Consider the following 24,070-nt stretch of genomic DNA (forward strand, 5'->3'; position numbering starts at 1 on the left):
GTCTGCTTCGGTGGGATTCGTGGGCGGGCGACGACTACTCGGCCCAGGGCGGCGCCACGCCCAGTTGGCGCAGGACCAGGCGGGCCGGCGCGGTGTTGTCGATGACGTCCGGGACGTCGGGTTGGCCGCCCGCCGGGATGCCCGGGCCGACGGCGGCGTGCACGGCGTGCAGCCGGCCGTCCCCGGTGTAGACCACGTGCGCCCCGGACTTCGGCGTCCGCCGTACCGCCGGGCCCTCCCCCAGCAGCACCGAGGAGGGCTGGTAGTCGTCGGCGAGCGCGAGGAAGACCACGGGCGGGAACGCGGCCCCTTCGGACAGGACGTTCCCGCGGTCGTCCAGGACGGCGCTGAGCACCGGTTGGCCGGTGTCCGGGTCGGTGAGAGTGCGCAGGGCCGCCACCGCGCGGGCCACGGCGGAGCCGGCCCGGACCGGGTCCGCCTGGTCGGTGGCCCACAGGGAGCCGTTGTTGGCCGGGTGGTAGAGGACCGACGAGCGGTGGGTGTCCAGGGCGCCGTCGGCGTCCGTCGCGGTCAGTCCGGCCCGCACCAGGTGGTCGTTGACGTGCACCAGGTGGGTGCTGCCCACCATGCCGTGGTCGGCGCCGAGCACCACGGTGTCGTCGTCCTCCGCCCGGTCCAGCACCCGGCCCAGGACCGCGTCGGCGTCCTGGTAGCAGCGACGGAGGCAGGACCACACCTGGTCGGCGATGTCCGGGCGGTGCGCGGCGCTCTTCTCGTCGCACCAGCCCAGGAGTTCGTGGCCGACGTCGTCGGTCATCGGCAGGTAGACGACGACCAGGTCGGCGTCGTGGGCGCGCAGCACCTGGTCGGCGGCGGCACCGAAGGACCGGGACACGCACCGCACCGACGACAGGAACACCTCCTCGGCGGTGCCGTCGCCCCCTTCGGCGAGCCGCGGCCCGAAGACGCCGGCCCGGTAGAGCGGACCGACCCCCTCGCCGGCGAACGGCGGGCCGGCCGCCAGGGCCTGCACCAGCGGGGCGTTCCGGCCGGCGGTGCGCACGTCCCAGACGCCGGTGTGCACCAGCAGCAGGCCCTGCGGGGTGCGCACGCAGCACACCCAGGTGCCGTGGCCGGCGTCGTCCAGCAGCAGCGGCTGCCAGTCGCCGCCGACGTCGAGCCGCAGGTCCGTGCGGGCGGTGCGGACCCGTACCCGCCCGTCCTGCGGCGCCGCTTCCACCTCGGCGCGGAACGGGCCGAGGTCCCAGGTCTGGGTGCCGGCGCCGGGTACGACCGGGCACACCGCGTGCCGGGTGAGCCGACGGCTGTACGCCTCCACGGCCGCGTCGACGTAGTGCCCGGTGCCGCCGGTCTCCCGGAACACCCAGGGGGCGTGCACGAAGGCGCTGCTGCGGTCGTGCTCCGAGGCGGACTCCCACACCGGTGGCACGGCCGGGAACCGCGGGGCGAAGCCGCTGACGTGGCTGACCAGCCCGTCGCCGGCGCCGGGCACCGTGAAGCCGGTGACGCCGTGCTCGCCCGGCCAGGCACCGGTGAAGAGCGTGGCCAGTGAGGGCGGCGTCTGGCAGTTGGGCCGGGCCGGGCGGGCCGCGGCGAAGGTGCCGCGGGCCCGCATCCGGGTGACGGCGGGCAGCGCGCCCTCGCGTTCGAGTCGGTCCACCACCCAGTGCGCGGCGGCGTCCCAGACCACCCAGTAGACCGTCACCGTTCCCCCAACTTCGCTATCAGGTCGGGCAGTTCGGCGATGGTGTCGCAGGTGTGGGTGGCCGACCCGGTCAGCCCCTCGGCATGCTGGTCCGCGTACTTGCCGGTGCGCACCTGCACGGTGCGCAGTCCCGCGGCGTTCCCACCGGCGACATCGGTGCTCGCGTCGTCCCCCACCACCAGGCATTCTTCGACGGACACGCCCAGCGAGCGGACGGCCAGCGCGAAGAAGTCGACGGCCGGCTTGCCCAGCACCCGGGCGGTGGTCCCGGCCGCGTACTCGACGGCCGCGACGACCGCACCGGTGTCCAGGTGGTCGCCGTCGGCGCGCTTGAAGTACCGGCCGCGCTGGAGGGCCAGGAGTTCGGCCCCGTCCCGCACGGCCCGGAACGCGCCGTCCAGCGCCGGGTAGTCCAGCACGTCGCGGCAGTCGCCGATCAGCACGTGCGTGTACGGCGGTTCGGACACCAGGCCCGGCACCCCGTCGCGCAGGGCCCGCGAGACCAGGGCGTAGGTGCGGACCCCGGGGGCGGTCAGCAGGTGCCGCGCCGCCACCACGGGCGTGAAGAGTTCCTCCGGCCGGACCGGCAGGCCGTAGCCGGTGAGCCGGGCGTGGATCTGCGCCGTCATCCGGGAGTCGGTGTTGGTCAGGAAGCGCAGCGCCACCCCCTGTTCCCGCAGCGCGCCGATGGCGGCGACCGCGCCCTCGATGACCCGCTCGTTGGCGTAGAGCGTGCCCTCCAGGTCCAGGAGCGCGGCGCGGATCGGCGTGCCCGTCATCGAACCACCGGCCGGGCCAGTTCGGGGCGGGCGGCGACGGCGTCCTTGAGGAAGGTGCGCTTGGAGTAGACGCCGCGGTCGTCGGAGAGGCCGTGCTCGCGCAGGAAGGACTCCAGCCAGTCGGCGAGCTGCGCCATCTCCTCCTTGACCAGCGCCTCGTCGGGCTCGACGGCGGTGCGGCTGCGCAGGTACTCCAGCTCGCACTGGTTGAGGGTGACGTCCCGGGCGTCCACCAGGCTGCAGTGGTCGAAGAAGATCCCGTAGACGTGTCCGCTGCGCACCGACTCGAAGTTGATGTCGTAGCGCACCCGCCGGAAGGACGGCAGGCGGACGGCGTCGACCCGCAGTTCCTCGGTGAGGTGCCGTTCGAAGCCGCCGTCGTCGGCCAGGTCGAGGCCGTAGGTGTGGGATTCGCGGCGCTGGAAGGCGTCCTCGGCGTACCACTTGCGCTTCATCAGGTGCTTGCCGTCGGTGGTGGGGATGAAGGAGGCGTAGCCGCGCTCCGCCTCGCCCGGCCCGGTGACCTCGAAGAGGTGGTTGAGGTAGTCCCACGCCTGGAACTCGTCCCGGTACTCCATGACGTAGCCGGGCAGTGCGCCGTCCAGCACCCGGTGGTGCAGCTCCACGGTCAGCGTCCAGGTGTCGACCGGCGGTTGGAGGGTGTACTTGTACTCCAGCTCCTGGCCGCTGAAGCACTTGCGGTAGTAGCGCTGGTGGTTGTTGAGGAACAGGAACTGCTCGGCGTGGCGGCCGACCGCCGCCGGCAGCCAGCCGAGGTCCGGCACGTCGGCGGCGGCGAGCGGCTCCTCGGTGAGGCGGATGAAGCAGGCGTCCTCGGCCAGGAAGCGGACCTGGCTGTGGACGTGGGCGCGGCCGTCCCGCGCGGTCACGTAGAACAGCGGGACGAGGGGCCCGCCGGTGGGCTCGCCGGAACCGAGCGCGGCCACCGCGTCGGTGAGCGGCGCACCGGGCAGCATGCGCGGGAAGAGGTCCCCGCCGCGCGCTTCGACGGCCGGGCCGGCGGGGCCCGACGGGGTGCGGGCGTGCAGGGTGACGGTGCCGAGGTCGGCCCAGGTGACGATGACGGTGTTGGCCGGGAACGGCTCCTCGACCGGGGCGGTCAGCGACACCAGCACCAGGGGGTCGGTGTCGGCGAGCGGCGCGGTGCCGTTCAGCAGGTGCAGGCCCCCGAGGACGAGCCAGGCGGCGGCGTCGGAGTGGTGGGTGGTCATGTCAGTCTCCCTTGTGGCCGGTGGTGGCGACCGTGCCGTCGCTGATCACTGCTGCGGTCCCGGTGACGCCGGCGGCGGTGACGGCCGGAACTCCCGCCTCGCGCAGCAGGATCGCCAGGTGCCCCAGGGCCGAGCCCTGGTCGAAGACGAAGCCCGCGACATGGTCGATCAGCACCGAGAGGACGGCGTACGGCCGGGCCGCGCAGATGATCGGCTTCTCGTCGTACGCCTTGACCTGGTCGAGGATGCGGGCCAGGCCGTCGTGCTCGCTGACGTCCTGGGACTTGTCGATGCTGACGGCCGGGCCGATGGAGAGCCGGCGCAGCAGGGCGTCGTCGTCCAGGCGGAGCAGCGGTCCGCTCGCGGTGCCGGGCGAGATGCACACCTCGCCCCGGGCGAGGACGACGGCGTCGTCGCCGCCGAGCACCGAGTAGTCCACGAAGTACAGGCGTCCGCCGTCGAAGACCCACTCGATGGTGACCGGGCCGTGCTTGGCGTGCATGGCGGTGGTGAAGCGGGCGATCTCGTCGAGGTGGGTCAGCAGCGCGGTGCCGCTCGGTGCGGCGACGACGTTGCCGGCCGCTTCGAAACCGCGGTCGAGGTCGGTGACGACGATGGTCTCGCCGCCGGCGGTGCCGCGGTTGAGCGCCATCAGGCCCTCGGGGGTGTATTCGACGATCAGTCCGTCGCCGGCCCGGCGGGAGATGACGCCGAGGTCGCCGCGGATGAAGTCGCGCACCACGGCCGCGTGCAGGGTCGAGCCGTCGCCGCCGGCGGTCATGGCCAGCCGGTCGAGGACCTCTTCCTTGGGGACGACGATCTGGCGCAGGGTGTCGCCGAGGTCCAGGACGCACTCCGCGGAACCGCCGGCCAGCGCGGCCCGCAGGGCGTCGGCGGTGGTCGCGTCGCGCAGGCCGCGGCCGTTGAACTGGAGGATCCAGCCGGCGCCCACCGAGACCCCGCAGTCGTGCGCCATCCGGTGGGCCGGTCCGCGCTTGGCCACGTAGCTGCCGTAGACGCCCGCGACGTCACCGAGGTGGAAGGTGGGCGGCAGGTCGTCGAAGTACAGCTGGTGGGTCTGGGCCACCGGCTCGGGGACGCTGTTGCGCTGCCCGCGGGTGGCGGTGAGCGGGCGGACCTGGAGGAGGTGGGGGCCGTCGGCGTCGACGGCCCATTCGACGTCCACGTCGTGGCCGTGCCGCTCCCGCAGCGCCCGCACCATCTCCACGACCTGGCGCAGCGCCGGGCCGTCCGCGTCGTCGTCCGGGGCCGGTTCGGCGCCCAGTCGGTCGGAGTCGGTGCTCCGGGGCACGGCGACGCCGGCCACCAGTTCGTCGGCGAGGCCCTCGACGTATTCGATCGACACCCGCTGGTCGGCGGCGCCGTCGAGCCCGGTGAAGGCCACGCCGGCGATGCGGGGGTGCACCATGCGCTGGACGATGACGGCCAGGCGGGGGGTGGGGTCGAAGTCGCCGGCCCGCACGCGGGCGGCCACCGCCGGCGCCTCGTAGTGGGAGCGCCAGCACTGCTCGACGGCGGCGATCACCGCGTCGGCGCCGCGCACGCTGAGGATCGAGCTGTGCACGCCGGCCAGGCTGGAGCCCTCGGTGTCCTCGTCCAGGCCCGAGGAGCGCACCGCGACGTCGGTCTGGGTGTCCTTGAAGACCTCGTTGAGGCGGGCGCGCAGCAGGGTGCGGGCGTCCTCCGGGAGCCGGACCTGGCCGCCGATCTTCTCGATCCGTTCGACGGCGTCGGTGAAGAAGGCGCCGACGGTGGCCTTGAGGTCGGCGAAGGCGTCGGCGAGTTCGGCGCGCTGTCCGTCGCTGAGGGCGTCGACGAACTCCCCGGCCGGTACGCAGAACGCGGACGGCACCCGGAAGTCGCCGTTGGCGCGGGCGAGTTCGGCGAACTTGGGGCCGACCTCCGACACCTCGATGCTGGCGGCGAGCCCGGGGAAGCGCTGGCGGGCGAACTGCTTGTCGAAGTCGACGTGGATGTCGCTGGACCGCGGCCCGACCGCCCCTTGGTACTTGCCCTCGTAGAGGACGATCTCGCCTTGGGGTCGCCACCACATCATCTGGCCGATGTTGATCCCGGGATAGACCCGCACCCGGTTCATCGAGTAGAGCTGGAGTGTCCACTGCCCGGTGTACCCGATGTCGCCGAGGCTGGCGGAGAGGTTGATGAACAGCCCGAGGCGGGCGACGGACGAGCGCGCTGCGAAGGTCGGCGCGTAGTGCTCGCTGCCCAGCACCTCTATGGTGTGGGCCAGGTAGAGCCGGTTGGGTTCGAGGACGTACCCGTCGTCGGGTATCTCGATCTCCTCGTACGCGTTCATGGTCCGTGCGTCGAGGGGCATGTCCTGGTAGACCCGCAGCGTCTTCCCGAGGCGGAAGTTGTAGCTGTTCGGATTGACTTGTTCCGGGGTGAACGGCTCGATGGTGATGCGGCCGTTCGCCCGTTCCCGCTCAATCTCGTTACCCGTGAGAATCATGGTCATCCATTCGCGTACTCCCTGGCGCGGCCGGCGCGGAGGCCGGGAGGGGCCGGCGCCCGCGCGGCGGGCAGGAGGGGGCAAGACGGCGTGAGGGCGAGCTGTGCGTGACGCGGACCCGTGCCCGGAGGAAGCCGACGTGCGCAGGTGTTCTGCGTCCGGAGGTGTTCCACGCCCGTGGAGGAACTGGTGGACCCGGGTGGTGGGTTAACCCCACCCGGTGTCGTCGCCGGTCGGGCCGGCCGCGGCGTCGGTGCCGCGCGGGCGGATCGCCGCCCCCTGCACAGCGCATAACTTCTGCGACGCGTGGTTCATAGTGCACCCCCGGTTTGCTGACTGTTCACTGGCCGGCCCGGAATCTGTGCATGTGCCGGGCGGGCAGGCCCGGATCACAATGCCATTTCGGGCATGTGCATGCGGCCGGGGCGAGGTGCATCTTGTTGCCATGCAGCAAGATGCACGGAGGGGCAAACATGAGCCAAAGGGGCGTAACGGCAATACGCTTACGGTAAGTGACAAGCGCGACGTCGATTACCGGCCGGTTCGGGCCGGAGCACGGGGCACTCCACCGCCCCGGGAACGGCGTCGACCTCGCCCCTCAGGCCCGCCCGCACGTCGCGACGGCCCACCCGCCCGCCGACGGCGCTCGCGCCGCGCACCGCCGCGTTGCCCCATTGCCTCTTGCGAGAGGCAATGGGGCAACCCGTTCGGCGGGCGGCCGCACCGAGAAGAGAGACGGTGCTACTCGGGTAGAGCGGTGAGCCGTGAACAGGGGAACTCCATGCATCGCACAGACGACGGACCGAAGACATCCATGACGGGGCGTCAGAACGAGTTGCGCCGGCTCGGCGCGGCCCTGGACGACGGCGCGCACGGCGGGACCGTCCGCGCCCTGGTCACCGGCGAACCGGGCATCGGCCGGACCACCCTGCTCCAGGCATGCGCGGCCGCGGCCCGCGCCCGGGGCTGGATCACCGTCGAGGTGCGGTGCCCGCCGCACGAACACCTGCCCCCGTTCGGCCTCGCCCGGCACCTCGCCGGCCGACTGGCCGCGTTGCTGCCGCCGGAGCACCCCCGCCGCACCGCGCTCGACGCCGTCGCGCACCCGCCGGCCGGCCGCACCGGACCGGCCGACCCGACACCGGTCGAGGTGGACGTGGTGCTGGGCCACGTCAGGGCGGCCCTCACCGTGCTGACCGCCGGCGCACCCCTGCTCCTCTGCCTCGACGACGCCCACCGGGCCGACACCGCCTCGCTGGACTTCCTGCACCGGGCCCTGCTCGCCCCGCCGCTCGCCCGCGTCGTCCTGGTCGGCTCCGCCCGGGACGGCGAGGACCGCAGCGGCGGCGGCCCCGGCACGCGGCCCGAACTCTTCGCCGGCGCACGGCAACTGCCGCTCACCGGGCTGGCCCCGTCCCAGTCCGCGGCGTTGGTCCGCAGGGTCGCCCGCCGGGCACCGGCCCCCGACGTCGCCGCGGAGTGCCACCACGCCTGCGCCGGCAACCCCGCCCTCCTCACCGAAGTCGCCCGGGTACTGCGCGATCGGCCGGCGGATCGCGCCGGTGCGCCGCTGGCCGCCGCGCTGCGGCCCGCGGCCGTCGCGGAACTGATCGGCACCCGGCTGGCCGGGCTCGATCCGAACGCCGGCAAGGTCGCCCTGGCCATCGCCGTCGCGGAGACCCACTCCGCCGCCGAGCCCCTGCTCGTCTCCCACCTCAGCGGGCTGACCCTGGCCGAAACCCTGGCCGCGGTCGACCTGTTGGTGTGCATGCACCTGGTCGCCGACGACGACACGCTGTACCTGCGCCACCGCGTCGTGCGCGAGGCGCTACTGGGCCGGATGACGCTGATGGCCCGCAACGCCGCCCACCTCGCGGCCGCCGCCCACCTGCACGGCAAGCAGGCGCCCGCCGACCGGATCGCCGACCACCTCGCGGCGTCGACGGTGACCCTGGACGAGCCATGGGCCGCCCCCGTGCTGCTGCGGGCCGGGCAGAAGGCCCTCGCGGCCCGGGAACCGCAACGGGCCCGGCGCTATCTGGCGCACGCCGTGCGCGCGGCATCGGGCGCGGACCGCCGGACCGCGGTGCTGGAGCTCATCGACGCCGAGATCGGCATCGACCTGGAAGCGGGGCTGCGGGAGGCGGTCCGGACCCTGGAGGAGACCACCGAGGACGCCCTCCGGCTCCCGCTGCTGGCCAGGATCAGCACCGCGCGCTACCTCGGCACCGACCCCGGCGCGACCGCCCGGACGACGCCCGTCCCGGACTACGCCCGGCCCGACTGGCATCCCGTGCACGCCCTCCTCGACGGCCTGGCCGCCTACCCGCTGCCGGACACCGCCCGACGCACCGGGGAGCGCCTCGCGCCCGAGGAGCCCGGGCCGGGGTGCCCCGAGACCGGCAGGGCCGACTGCTGCGGCGCGGACCGGGCGGCCGCCGACGCCGTCGTGCGCGCCCTGCGCAGCCACCTGACGTGTCGGCCGGCCGACGCGGTGCACGGCGCGCAGGAGGCGTTGCGGGCGGAGGGCGGACTGTGCCTGCACCCGGTGCTCCGGCTGATGGCGCTGATGATCCTGGCCTGGAACGGCCGCGACGGGGACGTGACGTCCCACCTGCGGCTCCACCACGACTGCGGGCACTGCCACGCGCACCCGCTGCACCGGGCCCTGCTGCTGCCGGTCACCGCCCACCTGGCCCTGCTGCGCGGCCGGCTGCGCACCGCGCACGACCGGCTCGGCGCATCCCTCGACGCCCTGGCGCACTACGGGACCCGGCCCCAACACCCGTTGCTGATCTGGCTCGTGGGGATGCTGGCCGAGGTCCGCCTGGCCATGGGGCGCGGCCCCGAGGCCCGCGCGCTGCTGCACGAACACGGCTGCCTGGACGGCCCGGCACCGGACCGACCGCACCGCGAGGTGTGGCTGACCCGGGCGAGGCTGCGGGCCGACGGCGGCGACCTGGCGGGCGTGGCGGCGGACCTGGCCGAGCTCACCGACGCCCCGGGGGGACCCACCGGCGGCGTGCACACCTACGTCCACACCGTCGATCTGCTGACGCAGGTGGGGCGGCACGTGCAGGCCCGGGAGACCGCCCGGACGCTGCTGCGGGTCGCCGAGGCCATGGGCACGCCGCGGGAACGCGGCATCGCCCTGCGGGTGCTCGGCGCACTGGGCGGCGCCCCCGAGGGCGAGGAGCTGCTGCGCGAGGCGATGCGCCTGCTGGCCGCGGCGGAGGCCGACTTCGACCTCGCGCACGCCGCCGCCGACCTGGCCCTGCTGCTGTTCGACGACGGGCGCTACGAGGAGGCGACGGCGGAGCTGAGCACGGCGCTGGAGCTGGCGGACCGTTGCGGCGCCCGACCGCTCGCGCTGCGGGTGCGGCAGCGGCTCGCCGCCGCGGAGGGACGCTTTGCCGACCGGTCGCCGCTGGGCGGCGTGCTGAAGCTGACCAAGCGGGAGAAGCAGATCCTCATCGACGCCGTGCGCGGCTCGACCAACGAACGGATCGCGACGACCCTGCACATCACCCGCCGCACGGTCGAGCTCCACCTGTCCAGTGCCTACCGCAAGCTCGACATCACCGGCCGCAAGGACTTCCCGCACCTGTTCCGGACCGCGGGGCTGTGGCCGCTGCTGGTCGATTCCGCCGCCACCTGACCGGCGCGCGGGACCCACCCCTCGGTACCGGGGCGCCCGCGCTACGGCACCGGCCGTGATGTCCCGCGGCCCGGCCGGGCCCCACGATGGCCCCGGGCGCCGGGCCGTCCCGCGTCCCGGTCGTTCGGTTTCCCTTCCCACTCCGGAGGTTTGTGATGGACCAAGACGACAGCCGCACCGACCCGTTCACCGCCGTGGTGGTGCTGTCCGGAGGTCTGGACTCCACGACCCTGATGGCGCACTACGCCGCCCTCCAGTACCGGCTGATCGCCGTCACCGTCGACTACGGACAGCGCCACCACCGCGAGATCGACGCGGCCCGGGCGGTGGCGGCCCACTTCGGCGCCGAGCACCACGTGGTCGACCTGCGCGGTTACGGGGCGCTGCTACGCGGTTCGGCACTGACCGACGACCGGGTCAGCGTCCCCGACGGGCACTACGCGGAACAGTCCATGCGGGCCACCGTCGTGCCCAACCGCAACGCGGTGCTGGCGAACGTCGCGGTGTCGATCGGGGTGGCGCACCGCGCGTCGGTGGTGGCGCTGGGCATGCACGCCGGCGACCACTTCATCTACCCGGACTGCCGGCCGGAGTTCGTCGCCGCGCTGCGCGAACTGGTCGCGACGGCCAACGAGGGCTTCGCGGTCCCCCAGGTCGAGGCACCGTTCCTCTCCTGGGCCAAGACCGACATCGCCACGCACGGCGTCCGGCTGGGCGCCCCGCTGGAACTCAGCTGGTCCTGCTACAAGGGCGGGGACCGGCACTGCGGGACGTGCGGGACCTGCTACGAGCGGCGGGAGGCGTTCCGCAACGCCGGGTTGGCCGACCCGACCGGCTACCTCGACGACGTGACGGCGTACCCGGCGCCCTGACGCCCCGGGCCCGCCCGGCCCCGCCCACGGGCCGAGCACCGCGACGGGCCGGACTCCGCACGGAGTCCGGCCCGTCGGCACGCCCGCGGTGGGCGGCGGGGGCTCACCCCACCGGTTCCGCCTGGAGGATCAACCCGCCCAGGTCAGCGGCCGACGGGAGCAGGACGTCCGGCCCCTCCGGCGTGCCCTCGGCCGGCAGTCCGCCGCCGTTGCCGGTGCGCACCCCGACCACGACGGCCCCCAACCGGCGGCCCAACGCGATGTCCGACGGGGTGTCGCCGACGACGTAGAGCCGGTGGTCGGGCGCGTGGCCGAGCCCGTCCAACGCCCGCCGCGCCAACGCGGTCTTGCAGTCGGCGTCGGAGACCGGGCCGTCCCCCGCGTCCAGGTCGTCCCGGGTCAGGATCGGGCCGAAGCACGGGCGGACCGCGTAGCGCTCCAGCAGGGCCACGGTGGCCTCGGTGCCGACCCAGGAGCTGACCAGCGCGAGCCGCACCCCGGCCCCGGACAGCGCCGACAGCATCGGCACCACCCCGGGGTAGAGCGTGCCGTGCGCCATGTACCGGTGGGCCACCTCGTCGACCCGGTCCCGCACCCGCACCGACCCGATGTGCAGCGCCCCGCTGGTGATCGAGGACCAGTAGCCGAAGCCGAGGATCTCCTCGCGGGGCGGCGGTATCACCCCCTCCTGCCGGTGGAGGTCCAGGACGAAGCGGTGGAACATCTCGTAGAAGTCCAACAGGGTGCCGTCCCGGTCCAGCACGACCGTGGTCCGCCCTGTCCGACCCATTTCCTCAACCATGTCGCTCACACCCGCAACGGTACGGCGAGTTCGTTGTCCCCGGGCGGCGCTTCCCACGGGAAGACCGTCCAGTCGTCCACCTCGACCGCCTGGAAGTCGGCCCGTTGGGCGGCGCCCAGGTTGCGTACCACCGCGACCGTGCGGACCTCCGCGGCGCCGAGCTCCTCCACGGTGCGCTTGGCCAGGGCCATGGTGCCGCCGTCGCCCATGATGTCGTCGACCAGCAGCACCCGGGCGCCGCCGAACTCCCGCTCCGGGACGACGTACTTGAGCACCGCCGCACCGCGCTCGCTGTACCGGGAGTTGGAGGTGTTGCGGGGGATGCCGAGGATGCGGAAGTCCTCGATCGCCAGCAGGTTCGCCAGGGCGATGGCCGGTGGCAGCCCGCCGCGGGCGATGCCCGCCACCACGGTCGGGGCGAAGCCGCTGGCCCGGACGTCGTCCGCCAGGCCGGCCAGCATCCGGCCCATCGCCTCCCAACTGATCGTCAACAGCCGGTCCCGCCGCCACATCGGTGTGCCGCTCATCGGTCGCCTCCCTGGCCGCTCGTCACGTTGCGGGCCGTGCCGGCGGGCCGGCCGTTCCACCGGTCCACCACGTCGGCGGTGCCCGGACCGGTCCCGAGCAGGTCGACCGGCCGGCCCAGGCCCTCCTCGACCCGGGCCACGAACGCCGCCGCCGCCTCGGGCAACTCCCCGGTGCGCACCGCACGGCACGACGCGTCCACGTGGTCCAGGAAGGTCAGCGCGATCCGGGTGGGCCGGTTGGCGCGCACCGCCTCGCGCGCCTGGTCCAGGTCGAACGTGCCGGCCCGGCGCCGCCGCCCGGTCACCGTGCCGTACTCGACGATGCCCAGCCGCTCGGCCTCCGCCTCGGTCATCTCGGTGCGGAACGGCCCCGCGCCCACCCGGGTGGGGTAGGCCCGGAAGACCAGCACCACCTCGTCGATCGCGGTGGGGCCCAGTCCGGCGTCCGCCGCCGCGGTGCTCGCCGTGCTGTCCTTGCCGACGGTGTAGGGATAGGTGCCGTACAGCACCGACAGGCCGAAACCGTTGGTGCCTTCGACGTGCACCCGGTCCCCGGCGTCGACCGCGTCGTTCACCACCCGCACGGTGTCCGTGAGGTAGGGGGCGAGTTCCGGGACGTCCTCGGCGCGGCGCGCCGCACGCATGGCACGGGCGGCCAGGGCCGGGCCGTGGCCGCTGCCGGTGCTGCGCACCCGTTCGGTCAGCCCCGCGTCGGCCGCCTCCGCGGCGACGTGCTCGGGGTCGATGACGGTGGCGCGGAAGTCCACGCCGACCCGGGACTCGGCGGAGAACTCCGCGATCTCCCGCAACAGGACCTCCGGGCGGATCAACACGCCGGCGCCCAGCAGGAGGCGGGTGGCCGGGCGGATCACCGCACTGGGCAACTGGCGCAGTTTCATGGTGCGTCCGGCGTGCACCACGGTGTGGCCGGCGCCGGGCCCCAGTCCGGCGCGCACCGCCACCGCGGGCTCGTCACGGATCGCCAGATAGCTGGAGATCTTCCCCTTGGCCTCGTCGCCCCACTGGCCACCGACGATCACCGTGCCGGGCATGTCCGAGCTCCTTCCGTCGTCTTTGCGAGCGCTTCCTCGGCCCGGCGCACGGTCTCCTGCGCCAGGGTGTCGCAGAAGCCGGTGTCCGCGGCCGCCTCGGCCAGGGCCGCGAGGTCCGGTGCGGGCAGCACCGCGGTCACCGACGCGTCGTTGGCCAGCACCGCCACCAGGTCGCGGTCGTCCCGGGCGGCGAGCGCACTGGCCCGTTGCAGGGCCCGGTAGGCGTCGAGCCGGTCCGTCCCGCGGTCGACCATCGCCAACAGCACCGCCTCGCTGAGGTGACTGTGGCGCGACCGGTCGAGGTTCTCCCGCATCCGCTCGGGGAAGACCTTCAGGTCGTCCACCACGGCGGTGGTGGTGAGGAGCATCTCGTCGAGCAGCACGCACGCCTGCGGCAGGGTGAAGCGTTCGTTGGCGGAGTTGGCCAGGTCCCTCTCGTGCCAGGTCACCACGTTCTCCAACGCGGGACCGACCAGCGACCGCAGCAGCCGCGCCAGGCTGCAGATGCGTTCGCTGCGCACCGGGTTGCGCTTGTGCGGCATGGCCGAGCTGCCGATCTGGTCCCCCTCGGCGAAGGACTCGGCGAGTTCGCCGATCTCCGTCCGCTGGAGGTTGCGGATCTCGGTCGCGAGGTTCTCCAGGCAGGCCGCGGTCAGCGCCGCCCAGGAGACGAACTCCGCGATCCGGTCCCGCGCCACCGCCTGGGCGCAGATCTGCGGCTCCGGCAGGCCCAGCCGGGCCAGCACCGCCCGCTGCACCGCCATGCCCTGCGGTCCCAGCCCGCCCAGCGAACCGACCGCACCGGCGATCTTGCCCCGCACGGCGCGCTCGCGCAGCTCCGCCAGTCGCGCCAGGCACCGGGTCAACTGGTCCAGGAACACCGCGAGTTTGAACCCCAGGGTGACGGGCTGGGCGTGCTGGCCGTGGGTCCGGCCGATCATCACCCGCCCGCCCTCCTCGGCGATCTGCCGGCACAGCGCGGCCATCAGGACGCCGAGCCGTTCGCCCAGGAGGCCGATCGCCGCGTCCAGTTGGAGCGCCAGCGCGGTGTCGATGACGTCGCTGCTCGTCACCCCGTGGTGCACGTAGCGGCCGTGGGGCGCGCAGGTCTCGGCGAACTGCTGGACGACGGCGTAGAGCTCGTGCCGGCTCACCGTCTCGATCTCGGCGATCCGCGCCAGGTCGCACCGGTGGTCGCCGGCCCGGGCGGCGATCACCCCGGCGGCCTCGGACGGGATCACCCCCAACCGGCCCTGCTCCGCGGCCAACGCCCCCTCCACCCGTACGAAGAGCTGGTAGCGGTTGCGGTCACTGACCAGGAGGCGCATCTCCGGGCTGCCGTAGCGGCCGTCCTCCCAAGGGCTCGTCATCCGGTGGCCTCCCGGGCGTAGTCCAGGGCCACCTGCTGGGTCCGCCCCAGGGCGTGCGGGCGGCTCTCCGACAGTCCGGCCGGCGTGATCCGGACGAACTCGGCGTGCGCGCGCAGTTCCGCCAGCGTGTGCGCCCCGGAGTAGCTCATGCCCGACCGCAGTCCGCCGACGAACGGCCGCAGGGTGGCGGCCAGCGGCCCGGTGTGGGCGAAGGTCGCCTCGACGCCCTCGGGGGTGTACGCGTCCAGCTCCTCGCGGCTGACCTCTTCGCCGCGGGCCCGCTTGAGGGTCAGCTGCATGCCGAACGTGACGAAGCCGGTGCTGACCTTCACGGGGACGCCGTCGCGTTCCACCAGGCGGGCCGCGCTCTCGTCGGCGCCGGCCAGGGCGCTGCCCAGCATCACCGCGTGGCCGCCCGCGGCCAGCGCCTTGACGACGTCGCCCGGCGCCTTGATCCCGCCGTCCGCGATCACCGGGACGCCGGATGCGGCCGCCTCCTCGGCGCAGTCGAGGACCGCGGTCAGCTGCGGCACCCCGCTGCCCGCGACGAGCCGGGTGGTGCAGATGCCGCCCGGGCCGATGCCCACCTTCACGGCGTGCGCGCCGGCCTCGATCAGGTCCCTCGTGCCGGCGGCGGTGGCGACGTTCCCGGCGATCAGCGGCGTGTCGGGGAAACGGGCCCGCAGCTTCTCGACGGAGGCCAGGACGTAGTCCGCGTGGCCGTGGGCGACGTCGGTGACCAGCACGTCCGCGCCCGCCTCGACGAGCCGGGCGGCCCGCTCCAGATAGTCGTCGGTCACCCCCACCGCCGCCCCGGCGCGCAGCCGCCCCTGCCCGTCGACGGTGGCCCGCTCCGTGCCCTCGGGCACCGGCGTCGCCTTGACCGCGGCCACCTCCGCGGCCTGGTCCTCGGCGGTCTGCATGCGGTGGACGATCCCGAGCCCGCCGGCCACCGCCATGGCGACGGCCATCTGCCGGCCGGTGCACCAGGGGGTGTTGGCGGAGAGGACCGGTACCCGCAGGGTGATCCCGGCCAGCTCGGTGCTGGTGTCGGTCGCCGAACGGCTCACCACCGAGGTGCGGCGGGGCACCAGCAGGACGTCGTCCAGGCTGAGCCCGGTGCGTATGTCGCGAACTGCCACGTGCGTACTCCTGTCGATCGTGGACGGGGGGCGGGTCACCTGCGCGGCGGGAACACCGTCGCCACGAGCTCCTGACGGGCCGGCCCGTACTCCTCGAAGACCCCGGAGTAGGCCGTGGACGTCATGACCGCCGGGGTGCGGATGCCGCGCATGCTCATGCACAGGTGCTCGCCGGTGGCGATGACCGCGACGTCGACCGAACCGGTCACCTTGGTGACCTCGTCCGCGATGTCGCGGACCAGGCGCTCCTGCACCTGGAGCCGGTGCGCGTGGCGATGGGCGATGCGGGCGAACTTCGACAGTCCGAGCACGTCGCCCTTGGGCCGGTAGGCGATGGTCAGGGAGCAGGAGAAGGGCAGCAGGTGGTGTTCGCACAGCGACCACACGTTGATGTCCGAGACCATGACCAGTTGTCCCTCCGTCTGGAGGGGGAACAGCGTGTCGACCACCCCCGCGTCGTAGCGGGAGAACTCCCGCCACCAGCGGGCGAAGCGGGCCGGCGTCTCCTTGAGCCCGTCGCGGTCCGGGTCCTCGCCGATCTCGATCAGCAGCTTGCGCGCGACGTCCTCCAGCGGGTCCGGGACCTGCGGCCCGGAGTCGTCGAGGACGTCCAGTTCGGGGGCTCCGCTCACTGTGCTCACACGCCTCTCCTGTCGCCCCAGACGGCAACATGCAATCGAGTGGTCAGGTTCCAGCCGCGTGCCACGACGTCGTCTCCCAGCGCGGACAGGTGTTGGCCGACCTCGGCGGGGACCTGCCCCTCGGGCATGATCCACACCGGGCGGGTTCCGTACCGGTCGACGAGCTGCGCCACTTCGTCGAGGTCGCTGGTGGTGCGGCAGACGAATTTGAAGGCGGTCCCCGGGACGGCCGCGAACGCCCGCAACGCGTCCGGCACGATCCGCCGCGCCTGCGGATCGCCCGAGTGCGACAGCTTGGGCGAGACGTTGAACCGCACGCCGAGCGCCACCAGGTCGTCCTGCGGCACCACGGTGCCGTTCGTCTCGATCTCCACCTTGCGGCCGGCGTCCGTCAGCGCGCGCAGCAGCGGCAGCAACCGGCGCTGCTGGCTGAGGGGTTCGCCCCCGGAGACCACGATCAGCGGGACCTCGTAGGCGAGCAGCGCGTGCAGCACGTCGGTCCACGGCATCGGCCGCAGTTCCCGCTTGGGGTCGTAGGCGACCCCGGAGTCGCCCACTCCGGTCCAGTCCCAGGTGTACGGGGTGTCGCACCAGCGGCAGGACAGGTTGCAGCCGCCCAACCGCACGAAGGCGCACCGCTGCCCGGCCGAGGGGCCCTCTCCCTGCACGGCCCTCAAGTGGGGCCGAAGATCTCGTTGACGACGAGCTTCGGTTCCACCGCGGCACCACCTCCCCCGTGCTGCGACGGTGCGGCGGGCAGGTGCGTCACGGCCGGTACTCCGCCCACGTCTTGGCGGTCTCGGAGACCCGCACCGCGCTCAACTGCGGGTAGTGCGGCAGCCACCGCTCGTACAGCCACTGCGAGAGGTGCTCGGCCGAGGGGTTGCGGTCCAGCACGTCGTTGAGGTGACGGTGGTCCACCTCGGCGTCCAGCCACTGGCTGAACTGCTTGAGGTCGCCGTAGTCGCGTACGAAGCCCGCCTTGTCCAGGCCGTCGGCCGGGGCCGCGAGCTCCAGTTCGACGATGTAGTTGTGCCCGTGCATCCGGCCGCACGGGTGCCCGTCGGGCAGCTCGGCGAGCCGGTGACTGGCCGAGAAGTGGAACTCTTTGGTGATCCGAAAAGCCATGCAGACCCTCCTGCTGGGATAGGACCGCTCGCCGCGCCGGGTCGCACCCGACGTCCGGCGAAGTGCACCGCCCCATGGTCCGTTCGGCGCTCCGCGGGCACATCACGGCCACGACCGTGACCGGGGTCCGGGCCTACCGAGAGTCGTTGCGGGCGGCACCGAACCGGCGTCCTGCGCGGTGTCCCGGCGGTCGGCGCGGCGCAGGAAGCCCAGGCACGGCCCGTCGCCCGTTGCCCGCGGGAAGGGACACCGGGCAACCCCTGTCCGGCGCGGGCGGCAGGGCCGACACTCGGGAGGCGTTCAGTAGCTCATGACCCGCTCGGCGTCGTGACCCGCACGGGCGAAGCGCGCCACGTCCCGCCCGTCGAGTTCCCGCGCGAATCCCCGCACGGTCTTCTCGAAGCGGTACTCATCAGAGGAGAGGCACTGCAACAGATGGATGTCAGCCAAGGATTCGAGCATTTTCCGTGCCGCCATCACCTCGACGCCCAGCAACCGCGCCGCCGCGGAAACGGTGACCGTGTCGCGCACCTCGGCCGCGAGCACCCGGAATGCCCTGGCGACCGCCGGCGGTAAATACCGGTACGACCAGGAGAGCGCGGTGTACATGTTGCTGACGTCGTCGCCCGTGTTGTAGAGGTAAGTGAGCAACGCATCCGATCCGCAGCGCTCGCAAATGTCCATGCCGCCGACCGTCTCCCGGCGTTCCGCCGCGATCCGCACGGTGAGCGGCAGGTATTGGCAGGCGCACGGGCTCGCGCTTTTCGGCGGTCGGGACGCGCCCCCGAGACGGGACAACAGCGCGTCGCACTCGCTCGCGTTCAACGGCGGCACGGTGATGCGGTGGGAGCCGTCCCGGGTGACGAGTCCGGTCAGTCGACTGCGACTGGTGATCACCGTCATACAGCGGGGCGAGGCCGGTAAGAGGGGGCGCACCTGTTCCGCAGTGGCGGCGTTGTCGAGGACGATCAGCAGCCGTCGTCCGGTGAGCAGGCTGCGATAGCTGGCGGCCAAGTGGTGGATTTCACCGGAGAATTCGACCGGTTCGGCGCCCAGTGCCGTCATGAAGTTCCGGAGCACCTGACGGGTGCTGACCGGGCGGCCGCCGGGGCCGAATCCTTGGAGGTCGGCGAAGAGCACGCCGTCCGGGAAGTGGCTCCGCACGCCGTGCCCCCAGTGCACGACGGTGGCCGTCTTCCCCACGCCCGCGGCTCCTTCGACCACCGTGACCACGGCCTGCCCGTCACTCTGCCGGTGCACCTCGGAGAGCAGGGCGTCGAGTTCGTCGAGCGCGCCCTCCCGGCCGGTGAAGTCGGAAATGCTCCGCGGCAGTTGAATGGGACAGTTGCGCCCGCTCTGGCGCCGCGGAGCCCGCACCAAAAGGGCGAGCAGACTCCCCTTCGCGTCCAGGGCGTCGTCGCACAACCGCACCAGTCCTTCGGCCGGTTGCTTCTTTCCCGTTTCCACGCGGCTCAGGTGACTCCTGCTATAATTCACCAGTCGGGACAGGTCGCCGAGAGAAAGTCCCCGCTCTTCGCGCAAGAGCCGCAACGACGAGCCGAACGAGGCATCCGAAAAAACTACTCGCTTCGTCATTCGCTTTTCTCCATGTTGCCGTGCGCCATGCGGCAACTTGGCTTTCCAGCAAACGGGTTCGCCAACTCCTGCGTGCGACACGCAGCGCAATCCCCCGGTACCCGATCAGCTTTGCAAAGCCCAAGCTTCCAGCAAGGATCAGCCGTGCGAAACCAGTTCAGGCAAGAGAATCGTCAAGGAACTGCGGATATCCGGCTCATGTGTCCCCTCTGCATGCCACACTCTCCGACCAGCCCCCGCACCGACCATCAGGACGTTGCGCACTCCTGAATAACTCTCTGCGCCGCCCATGGCCATGTCATATTCACATTTGATCACAACCGTGTACAGAGGAACACGGCTCGATCGGCGATTGTCCGGAACCAGCGGTTGGCCCGCATCGGGCATCGCTCGCCCCATTCGGTCACGTCACCGGGACGGCTCGACGCCCCCTCGCACGCAACCGCCCCCCTCACCGACGTGGCATCTCAACCCGCATTGCGGTCGACGATTTTGTTGCGGAGCCTTACCCACCGGAACGGAAGTTGACTTCTTTTCAACTCGTTCACCACAACCGTTTTGCTGCGATGTGACACGGTTTGACACCGGGGAAAATCGGCCAAAGCGCATACCTGTGACAGGTGCGACGTGCCCGCGAACCACTCGGCCGGGCGAACTCCCCCACGGCCCCGGCCATTTCCCGCCCCGGCCCGCCGGGCGACGGAATTCCGTACCCCGGTAGTACGTATAACTCCCGCGAGATGTCTAGCATGTTGGGTGTGAGCCGGTCCAGTGGCTCCGGTCGTATCGGAAAGGATCGCCCCCGTGACCGACAAGGCACGCCCGACTTCACGCGACGTGGCCCGGGAGGCGGGCGTCTCCCAGGCGACGGTTTCGCTGGTGTGCGGCGGGAAGTGGCACGGACGGGTCTCGGAGCGGATCGCCACGGCGGTCCGCGACGCCGCGGACGCACTGGGATACCGGCCCAACCTCGCGGCCCGGAACCTGCGGACCGGACGGACCAAGACCGTCATGCTGATCGTGCCGGCCCTCACCAACCAGTACTACGCCCGCCTGTACACCGGTGCCGCGCGGGTGGCGGCCCAGCACGGATTCGGCGTGGTGCTGTACCCCTCCCCCGCGGACGGCGGTCCCGCCCGCAACCCGTTCGGGTCCGCACCGGCCAGCCTCGACGGCGTGCTCGCGTCGTCGATGGCAGCCGACGTGCTCGCCGACTTCGACGACGGCGGGCGTCCGCTGGTGATGCTGGACAGCGACCCCGCCAACTCCCGGGCCGCCACCACCGTCAACCTCGACGTGGCGGACGGCATGCACCAGGTCGCGGAGCACCTGTTGGCCCTGGGCCACCGGCGGATCGCCCACCTCGCCGCCGGGGTGGAGTCCTGGACGTTCGCCGTCCGCTCCCGGGCGCTCGCGGCGGCGCTGGAGGGCACCGGCGCGGAACTGCGCACCGTGCGCGCGGCCCTCACCATGGACGCCGGACGGCACGCCGCGGAGACCGTGCTGCGGGCCCCCGGGCGCCGTCCCACGGCGCTGCTGTGCGACTTCGACGTCCTCGCGGTCGGCGCTCTCAAGGCCGCCCGTCGGCTCGGGCTCCGTGTGCCGGCGGACCTGTCGATCACCGGCTTCGACGACCTCACCCTCGCCTCGGCGGTGGAACCGGAACTGACCACGGTCCGCCTGCCCGCCGAGGAAGCCGGCCGGCGGGGCATGACCGCCCTGGTCTCCGTACTGGCCGACGAACGTCCCGTCCGCCCGGCCGACGTCCCGGTCTCCCTGGTGGTGCGCGGGTCCACCGCGCCACCGGCGTGAGGGCCCGCCACCGGGACGAGAGGAGCGGGCGCGAGCAGCGCCGGCGCGGTGGGGGTGGGCGAGGCCGTCGGGCTCTGGTCGCCGGCCCCGCCCAGGGTGTCAGCGCACGACGACGGGCGCGGCTCAGGCGCCGGTGGCGGACTCCGCGAGGCACACGAGGAGCTCGGTGCAGCGGCGGGCCAGCCGGCGGACGTCGTCCTCGGCGTTGCGCCGGAGGCTGAACTTCCAGCGCAGGTCGAGTCGTTCGTCCGCGACGTCGATCCGGATCTCCAGGGGGTAGGGCCGGGGGTGCGTGGGGGTCCGGGTCACGCCGGTGTCGCCCGTGACGAGGGAGAACGGCGGCCCGACCGGAAGGTCGTGCAGGCCCGTGCCGCGGAAGTCGAGGTACACCTCGGGCTTCGGCAGCGCGGCCAGGCGGCCGGTGACGGCCGGGTCCCGGTGGAGGTGGCGCAGGACCCCCCAGACGTGCTCGATCGCGTGGAGCCGGCCGATCTGGGCGCTGAGGGCGCGCAGGTCGGGGAGGGCGCCGGCGGCGGACGGTGCACCGGGCGGCGTGCCGTCGGCCGCGGTGTCGAGGACGAACGGGGTGATCGTGGAGAGCCGGCCGACGGTGCGGCTGAGGTCGGACGCCGTCAGCGGGGAGAGTCGGCCGTGGCGCACCACGTCCAGGCAGGCGGTCGAGGCGCCGGAGAACTCCGCGACGCCGCGGGCCACCGCCGCGATCAGCAGGTCCTCGGTGGTGTACGGGGAGGACTGCGCCACCGTGCGGACCGTCCGCGCGGTGCGCGGATCCAGGCTGGTGCGCAGGGTGCGGAGGTGGGGTCGGGCGAGGCTGCCCGGGCCCTCGGCCGTGGTCGGGAAGGGGCGCACCCGGTCCCACGGGAGGCGCAACCAGGCGTCGAGTTGCGGTGTCTCGCGGGGCAGTGCGTCGGCGAGGTCCTGGAGTTCGCGGGCGTGGCCCAGGGCCGAGGGCGGCGGGGGCCCGAGGGTGTCGTCCAGTCCTGCGGCGGCCTGCCGGTAGAGCGTGGGGAGTTCCTCGGCCAGGGTGTGCCGGGTGACGCCGTCGCACACCAGGTGGTGCAGCAGGAGCAGTAGGCGGTCCCCGCCGTCCCGGCGGAAGTAGGCGGCCCGGCAGACGGGTCCCTCGCGCAGGTCCAGGCGGTCGTGGAGGCGCCGGGCCGCACCGGTGAACGCCCGGTCGGCGGCGGCCTCGTCGAGCCCGGTGTGGTCGTGCCACTCCAGCGGGACGGCCACGGCGGGATCGCCCGGCCGCACCCGGCGCTCGCCGACCAGTTCGACGAAGCGCGAGGTCAGCGCCGGGTGGCGGTCCGCGAGGCGGGTCAGGCAGCGGGCGAGCGCGGCCCGGTCCAGGCAGTGGTCGACGGCGAACAGCAGCGGCTCGTCGTCGTGGCCGATCTCGCCGAAGGCCGCCCCGAAGAAGCGGTGTTGGGCCGGGAGCAGCGGCGCGGTGCCGGCGAGCGCCGCGGGCTCCTCGGAGCGGGCCGGTGCCGGCGGTGCGCCGGTGGTCGGGGGCGGGCCGGCGGGCGCGGGTGCGCTCACGTCCAGCTCCCGCCGGTGTCGCGCTCCTCGTACCACTGGCGGTCCTCGTGCAGGTAGCGTTCCAGGCTGCCCGGGTACATCGAGCCCAGGGCGGAGCGGGCCTCGGTGGTCACCCGGCCGCCGATGCGCAGCGCGAGCAGGCGGGTGGGGTCGGTGGGGTCGCCGCGACCGCTGCGGGTGAACTCGGCGCGGACGAACGGCGTGACGTAGGCCGACGCGCCGGGTTCCAGCAGCGTTTCGTACCGCTCGCCGCCGTGCTGCCAGGCCATCCGGACGGGGCCGCCGCCGACGTTGTGGAGGTACTGGTGCTGGTGGGTGCGCAGGGGTGTGACGGCCTGGTCGGCGGAGTCGGAGTCGGCGCGCTGCGGGTGGATCTCCAGGGCGCGGGTGTGCGGGTGCAGCCGGTCGCCGGCCAGTTCGCGCACCCGGTAGTCGCGGTGCCCGGCGGAGGGGTGGTACCAGGAGCGGGAGGTGGCGGCGGGGCAGAAGCTCACGCCGTCGACGGCGTCGGGCACGACGGGCAGCAGGTCGCGCGGGGACAGGCGCAGTGCGGCGGCGAGCGCGGTGACCTCGTCGGGGGTGAGGGTGGTGCCGCCGTCGGCGACGCCGGCCAGGCGGTCCGCCGGAATTCCGGAGAGCTCGGCCGCGTGCTCCAGGGGGAGCGCCGAGGCGTCCAGGTAGGAGCGGAGCAGGCGGCCCTGGGCGGCCGCGGCGGAGTCGGTGTCGAGGGCGAATCCGCGGGCGGTGTCCGGTCCCAGGGCGGCGAGTTCGTGCCGCGCGTCGCCCATGAGTTCACCGCCGTAGGTGAGCGCGAGGATGTATGCCGGCTCCTCGGCATTGCGGGCGGTGAAGGTGTGCGGGGAAAAGGGCAGGCCCCAGATGGAGTCGCCGGTGTTCATCCGCAGTACGTGATCACGTCCGTTCCATCGGTAATAGTAGTTAACCGGCCCCACGCAATAGGTGAATTGATAGAGCACATGGCCGTTGTTCCAGTGCACGTCGGCGTTGTGCGGATCGTCGTCGGTCACGGCGGAGAGCATCCGGATCCACGCGGGGCGGAATGAGGCCAGGCGCGACATCGCCGTGTCGCGGTACTCGTAATAGTCGATCCCGCCACGCTGAAAAACCCGGGCGGAGGATGCGGACTCGGTGGCGCGCAGCACCCGCACGCCGCGCGGGCAGTCGTTGCGGACGGGCACCAGATCGCGTTCGTTCAGGGGCCAGACGGTGGCCGCCCGCTGCGCGAGGTCCCAGGAGAAGCCCTGTTCAGGGGCGAGGTGAGCCGCGTAGTCCGCGTCGGTCAGGCCCAGGTCGGCGGCGGCCGAACGGGAGGTGCGCTGCAGGTCGTCGGCGGCGCTGTGCAGGAGCGCGCCGGCCCTGCGGCGGAAGCCTTCGTCATCGGCCGGGGTGCCGGCCGGCGGAAGGTTCACGGTGCTCAAGGGGGCTCCTCCTGTCGGTCAACGAAACGATGCGGTCCGGGCGAAGCACCACCACTTGATCTTTTTCCGTTCGGCGTCGTCAAGCCGCGCCGGACAGTTGGCGGATTCGCACCGCCGACTCTTCGCCACGCGCCCGGAAGCGCCCGGCAATTCCCGCGCCTGGAAGGACAAACCAGTCAAACCACTCGCCCTTGGAGAGGGTTTTCCGGTCCGTCTTCGTTCCGGCTTGACATCGCACGATTACCTGGGAATACCGTCATGCGGTGCCCACCGACCTGA

18 protein-coding genes are annotated in these 24,070 nt (G+C 73.0%); 3 read left to right on the top strand and 15 right to left on the bottom strand.

The genetic code is table 11. The annotated features are described in order from the left end of the window. Positions 1 to 34 precede the first annotated feature (34 nt). Genes ACLJT4_RS11365 through ACLJT4_RS11380 form a run of 4 tightly spaced genes read right to left on the bottom strand, consistent with a single transcriptional unit; the run spans position 35 to position 6,198 of the window. Positions 35 to 1,687 carry an alkaline phosphatase family protein gene (locus tag ACLJT4_RS11365; protein ID WP_411122152.1) on the bottom strand — a complete coding sequence of 551 codons (1,653 nt, stop codon included), beginning with the start codon at positions 1,685 to 1,687 and terminating at the stop codon, positions 35 to 37. Beyond that, positions 1,684 to 2,466, bottom strand: a complete 783-nt coding sequence (locus ACLJT4_RS11370) for a TIGR01458 family HAD-type hydrolase (protein ID WP_411122153.1) — start codon at positions 2,464 to 2,466, stop codon at positions 1,684 to 1,686. Before ACLJT4_RS11370 ends, ACLJT4_RS11365 begins: the two co-directional genes overlap by 4 nt. Continuing rightward, positions 2,463 to 3,698: a hypothetical protein gene (locus ACLJT4_RS11375; RefSeq protein ID WP_411122154.1), complete on the bottom strand. Its 1,236-nt coding sequence runs from the start codon at positions 3,696 to 3,698 to the stop codon at positions 2,463 to 2,465. The genes ACLJT4_RS11370 and ACLJT4_RS11375 overlap by 4 nt, the downstream gene beginning before the upstream one ends. A gap of 1 nt (position 3,699) precedes the next feature. Then, positions 3,700 to 6,198 (bottom strand): dCTP deaminase domain-containing protein, encoded by a 2,499-nt coding sequence (locus tag ACLJT4_RS11380; protein WP_411122155.1) that lies wholly within the window; start codon positions 6,196 to 6,198, stop codon positions 3,700 to 3,702. An 808-nt stretch (positions 6,199 to 7,006) separates the two neighbouring features. On the opposite strand from ACLJT4_RS11380, the gene ACLJT4_RS11385 reads away from it, so the two are divergent. Together ACLJT4_RS11385 and queC are read left to right on the top strand one after the other, a co-directional pair. Next, positions 7,007 to 9,850, top strand: a complete 2,844-nt coding sequence (locus ACLJT4_RS11385) for an AAA family ATPase (protein WP_411122156.1) — start codon at positions 7,007 to 7,009, stop codon at positions 9,848 to 9,850. Positions 9,851 to 10,005: 155 nt separating this feature from the next. Beyond that, positions 10,006 to 10,722, top strand: a complete 717-nt coding sequence (gene queC, locus ACLJT4_RS11390; RefSeq protein ID WP_233656385.1) for a 7-cyano-7-deazaguanine synthase QueC — start codon at positions 10,006 to 10,008, stop codon at positions 10,720 to 10,722. A 103-nt stretch (positions 10,723 to 10,825) separates the two neighbouring features. On the opposite strand, the gene ACLJT4_RS11395 is transcribed toward queC, so the two are convergent. The 9 genes from ACLJT4_RS11395 to ACLJT4_RS11435 form a co-directional block, all read right to left on the bottom strand. Further along, positions 10,826 to 11,524 (bottom strand): HAD family hydrolase, encoded by a 699-nt coding sequence (locus tag ACLJT4_RS11395; RefSeq protein ID WP_411122364.1) that lies wholly within the window; start codon positions 11,522 to 11,524, stop codon positions 10,826 to 10,828. Between the two features lie 5 nt (positions 11,525 to 11,529). Further along, positions 11,530 to 12,051 (bottom strand): phosphoribosyltransferase, encoded by a 522-nt coding sequence (locus tag ACLJT4_RS11400; RefSeq protein ID WP_275461973.1) that lies wholly within the window; start codon positions 12,049 to 12,051, stop codon positions 11,530 to 11,532. Further along, positions 12,048 to 13,103 (bottom strand): adenylosuccinate synthetase, encoded by a 1,056-nt coding sequence (locus tag ACLJT4_RS11405; protein ID WP_411122157.1) that lies wholly within the window; start codon positions 13,101 to 13,103, stop codon positions 12,048 to 12,050. The genes ACLJT4_RS11400 and ACLJT4_RS11405 overlap by 4 nt, the downstream gene beginning before the upstream one ends. Continuing rightward, complete coding sequence (gene purB, locus ACLJT4_RS11410; RefSeq protein WP_411122158.1) at positions 13,088 to 14,473, bottom strand: adenylosuccinate lyase; 1,386 nt, start codon at positions 14,471 to 14,473, stop codon at positions 13,088 to 13,090. Before purB ends, ACLJT4_RS11405 begins: the two co-directional genes overlap by 16 nt. Beyond that, positions 14,470 to 15,615, bottom strand: coding sequence for an IMP dehydrogenase (gene guaB / locus ACLJT4_RS11415; protein ID WP_411122159.1), 1,146 nt, complete (start codon positions 15,613 to 15,615; stop codon positions 14,470 to 14,472). The genes purB and guaB overlap by 4 nt, the downstream gene beginning before the upstream one ends. A gap of 35 nt (positions 15,616 to 15,650) precedes the next feature. After that, on the bottom strand, positions 15,651 to 16,247 hold the full coding sequence (gene folE / locus ACLJT4_RS11420; RefSeq protein WP_411122365.1) for a GTP cyclohydrolase I: 597 nt from the start codon (positions 16,245 to 16,247) through the stop codon (positions 15,651 to 15,653). Between the two features lie 5 nt (positions 16,248 to 16,252). Next, the gene (locus ACLJT4_RS11425; RefSeq protein WP_411122160.1) at positions 16,253 to 16,924 is read right to left on the bottom strand and encodes a 7-carboxy-7-deazaguanine synthase QueE; all 672 of its coding nucleotides are present in this window, start codon (positions 16,922 to 16,924) and stop codon (positions 16,253 to 16,255) included. A gap of 97 nt (positions 16,925 to 17,021) precedes the next feature. Further along, positions 17,022 to 17,384, bottom strand: a complete 363-nt coding sequence (locus ACLJT4_RS11430; RefSeq protein WP_351467788.1) for a 6-pyruvoyl trahydropterin synthase family protein — start codon at positions 17,382 to 17,384, stop codon at positions 17,022 to 17,024. A gap of 300 nt (positions 17,385 to 17,684) precedes the next feature. Then, on the bottom strand, positions 17,685 to 19,061 hold the full coding sequence (locus tag ACLJT4_RS11435) for a helix-turn-helix domain-containing protein (protein ID WP_411122161.1): 1,377 nt from the start codon (positions 19,059 to 19,061) through the stop codon (positions 17,685 to 17,687). A 723-nt stretch (positions 19,062 to 19,784) separates the two neighbouring features. Here ACLJT4_RS11435 and ACLJT4_RS11440 point away from each other — a divergent pair. Next, entirely contained in the window at positions 19,785 to 20,792 is a 1,008-nt protein-coding gene (locus ACLJT4_RS11440; RefSeq protein WP_411122162.1) for a LacI family DNA-binding transcriptional regulator, read from the top strand. A 123-nt stretch (positions 20,793 to 20,915) separates the two neighbouring features. Here the strand turns inward: ACLJT4_RS11440 and ACLJT4_RS11445 are convergent, their stop codons facing one another. Continuing rightward, complete coding sequence (locus ACLJT4_RS11445; RefSeq protein ID WP_411122163.1) at positions 20,916 to 22,352, bottom strand: condensation domain-containing protein; 1,437 nt, start codon at positions 22,350 to 22,352, stop codon at positions 20,916 to 20,918. After that, positions 22,349 to 23,791 carry a hypothetical protein gene (locus tag ACLJT4_RS11450; RefSeq protein ID WP_411122164.1) on the bottom strand — a complete coding sequence of 481 codons (1,443 nt, stop codon included), beginning with the start codon at positions 23,789 to 23,791 and terminating at the stop codon, positions 22,349 to 22,351. Before ACLJT4_RS11450 ends, ACLJT4_RS11445 begins: the two co-directional genes overlap by 4 nt. Positions 23,792 to 24,070 lie beyond the last annotated feature (279 nt).

It is taken from the genome of Streptomyces sp. x-19 (assembly GCF_046549115.1).
Lineage (GTDB): Bacteria > Actinomycetota > Actinomycetes > Streptomycetales > Streptomycetaceae > Streptomyces > Streptomyces albulus_C.

Coding starts and splice junctions, on each gene's coding strand:
- ACLJT4_RS11370 (WP_411122153.1), bottom strand. CDS start 2,466: ATGACGGGCACGCCGATCCGCGCCGCGCTCCTGGACCTGGAGGGCACG.
- ACLJT4_RS11375 (WP_411122154.1), bottom strand. CDS start 3,698: ATGACCACCCACCACTCCGACGCCGCCGCCTGGCTCGTCCTCGGGGGC.
- ACLJT4_RS11395 (WP_411122364.1), bottom strand. CDS start 11,524: ATGGTTGAGGAAATGGGTCGGACAGGGCGGACCACGGTCGTGCTGGAC.
- ACLJT4_RS11380 (WP_411122155.1), bottom strand. CDS start 6,198: ATGACCATGATTCTCACGGGTAACGAGATTGAGCGGGAACGGGCGAAC.
- ACLJT4_RS11385 (WP_411122156.1), top strand. CDS start 7,007: ATGACGGGGCGTCAGAACGAGTTGCGCCGGCTCGGCGCGGCCCTGGAC.
- ACLJT4_RS11400 (WP_275461973.1), bottom strand. CDS start 12,051: ATGAGCGGCACACCGATGTGGCGGCGGGACCGGCTGTTGACGATCAGT.
- purB (WP_411122158.1), bottom strand. CDS start 14,473: ATGACGAGCCCTTGGGAGGACGGCCGCTACGGCAGCCCGGAGATGCGC.
- ACLJT4_RS11430 (WP_351467788.1), bottom strand. CDS start 17,384: ATGGCTTTTCGGATCACCAAAGAGTTCCACTTCTCGGCCAGTCACCGG.
- queC (WP_233656385.1), top strand. CDS start 10,006: ATGGACCAAGACGACAGCCGCACCGACCCGTTCACCGCCGTGGTGGTG.
- ACLJT4_RS11405 (WP_411122157.1), bottom strand. CDS start 13,103: ATGCCCGGCACGGTGATCGTCGGTGGCCAGTGGGGCGACGAGGCCAAG.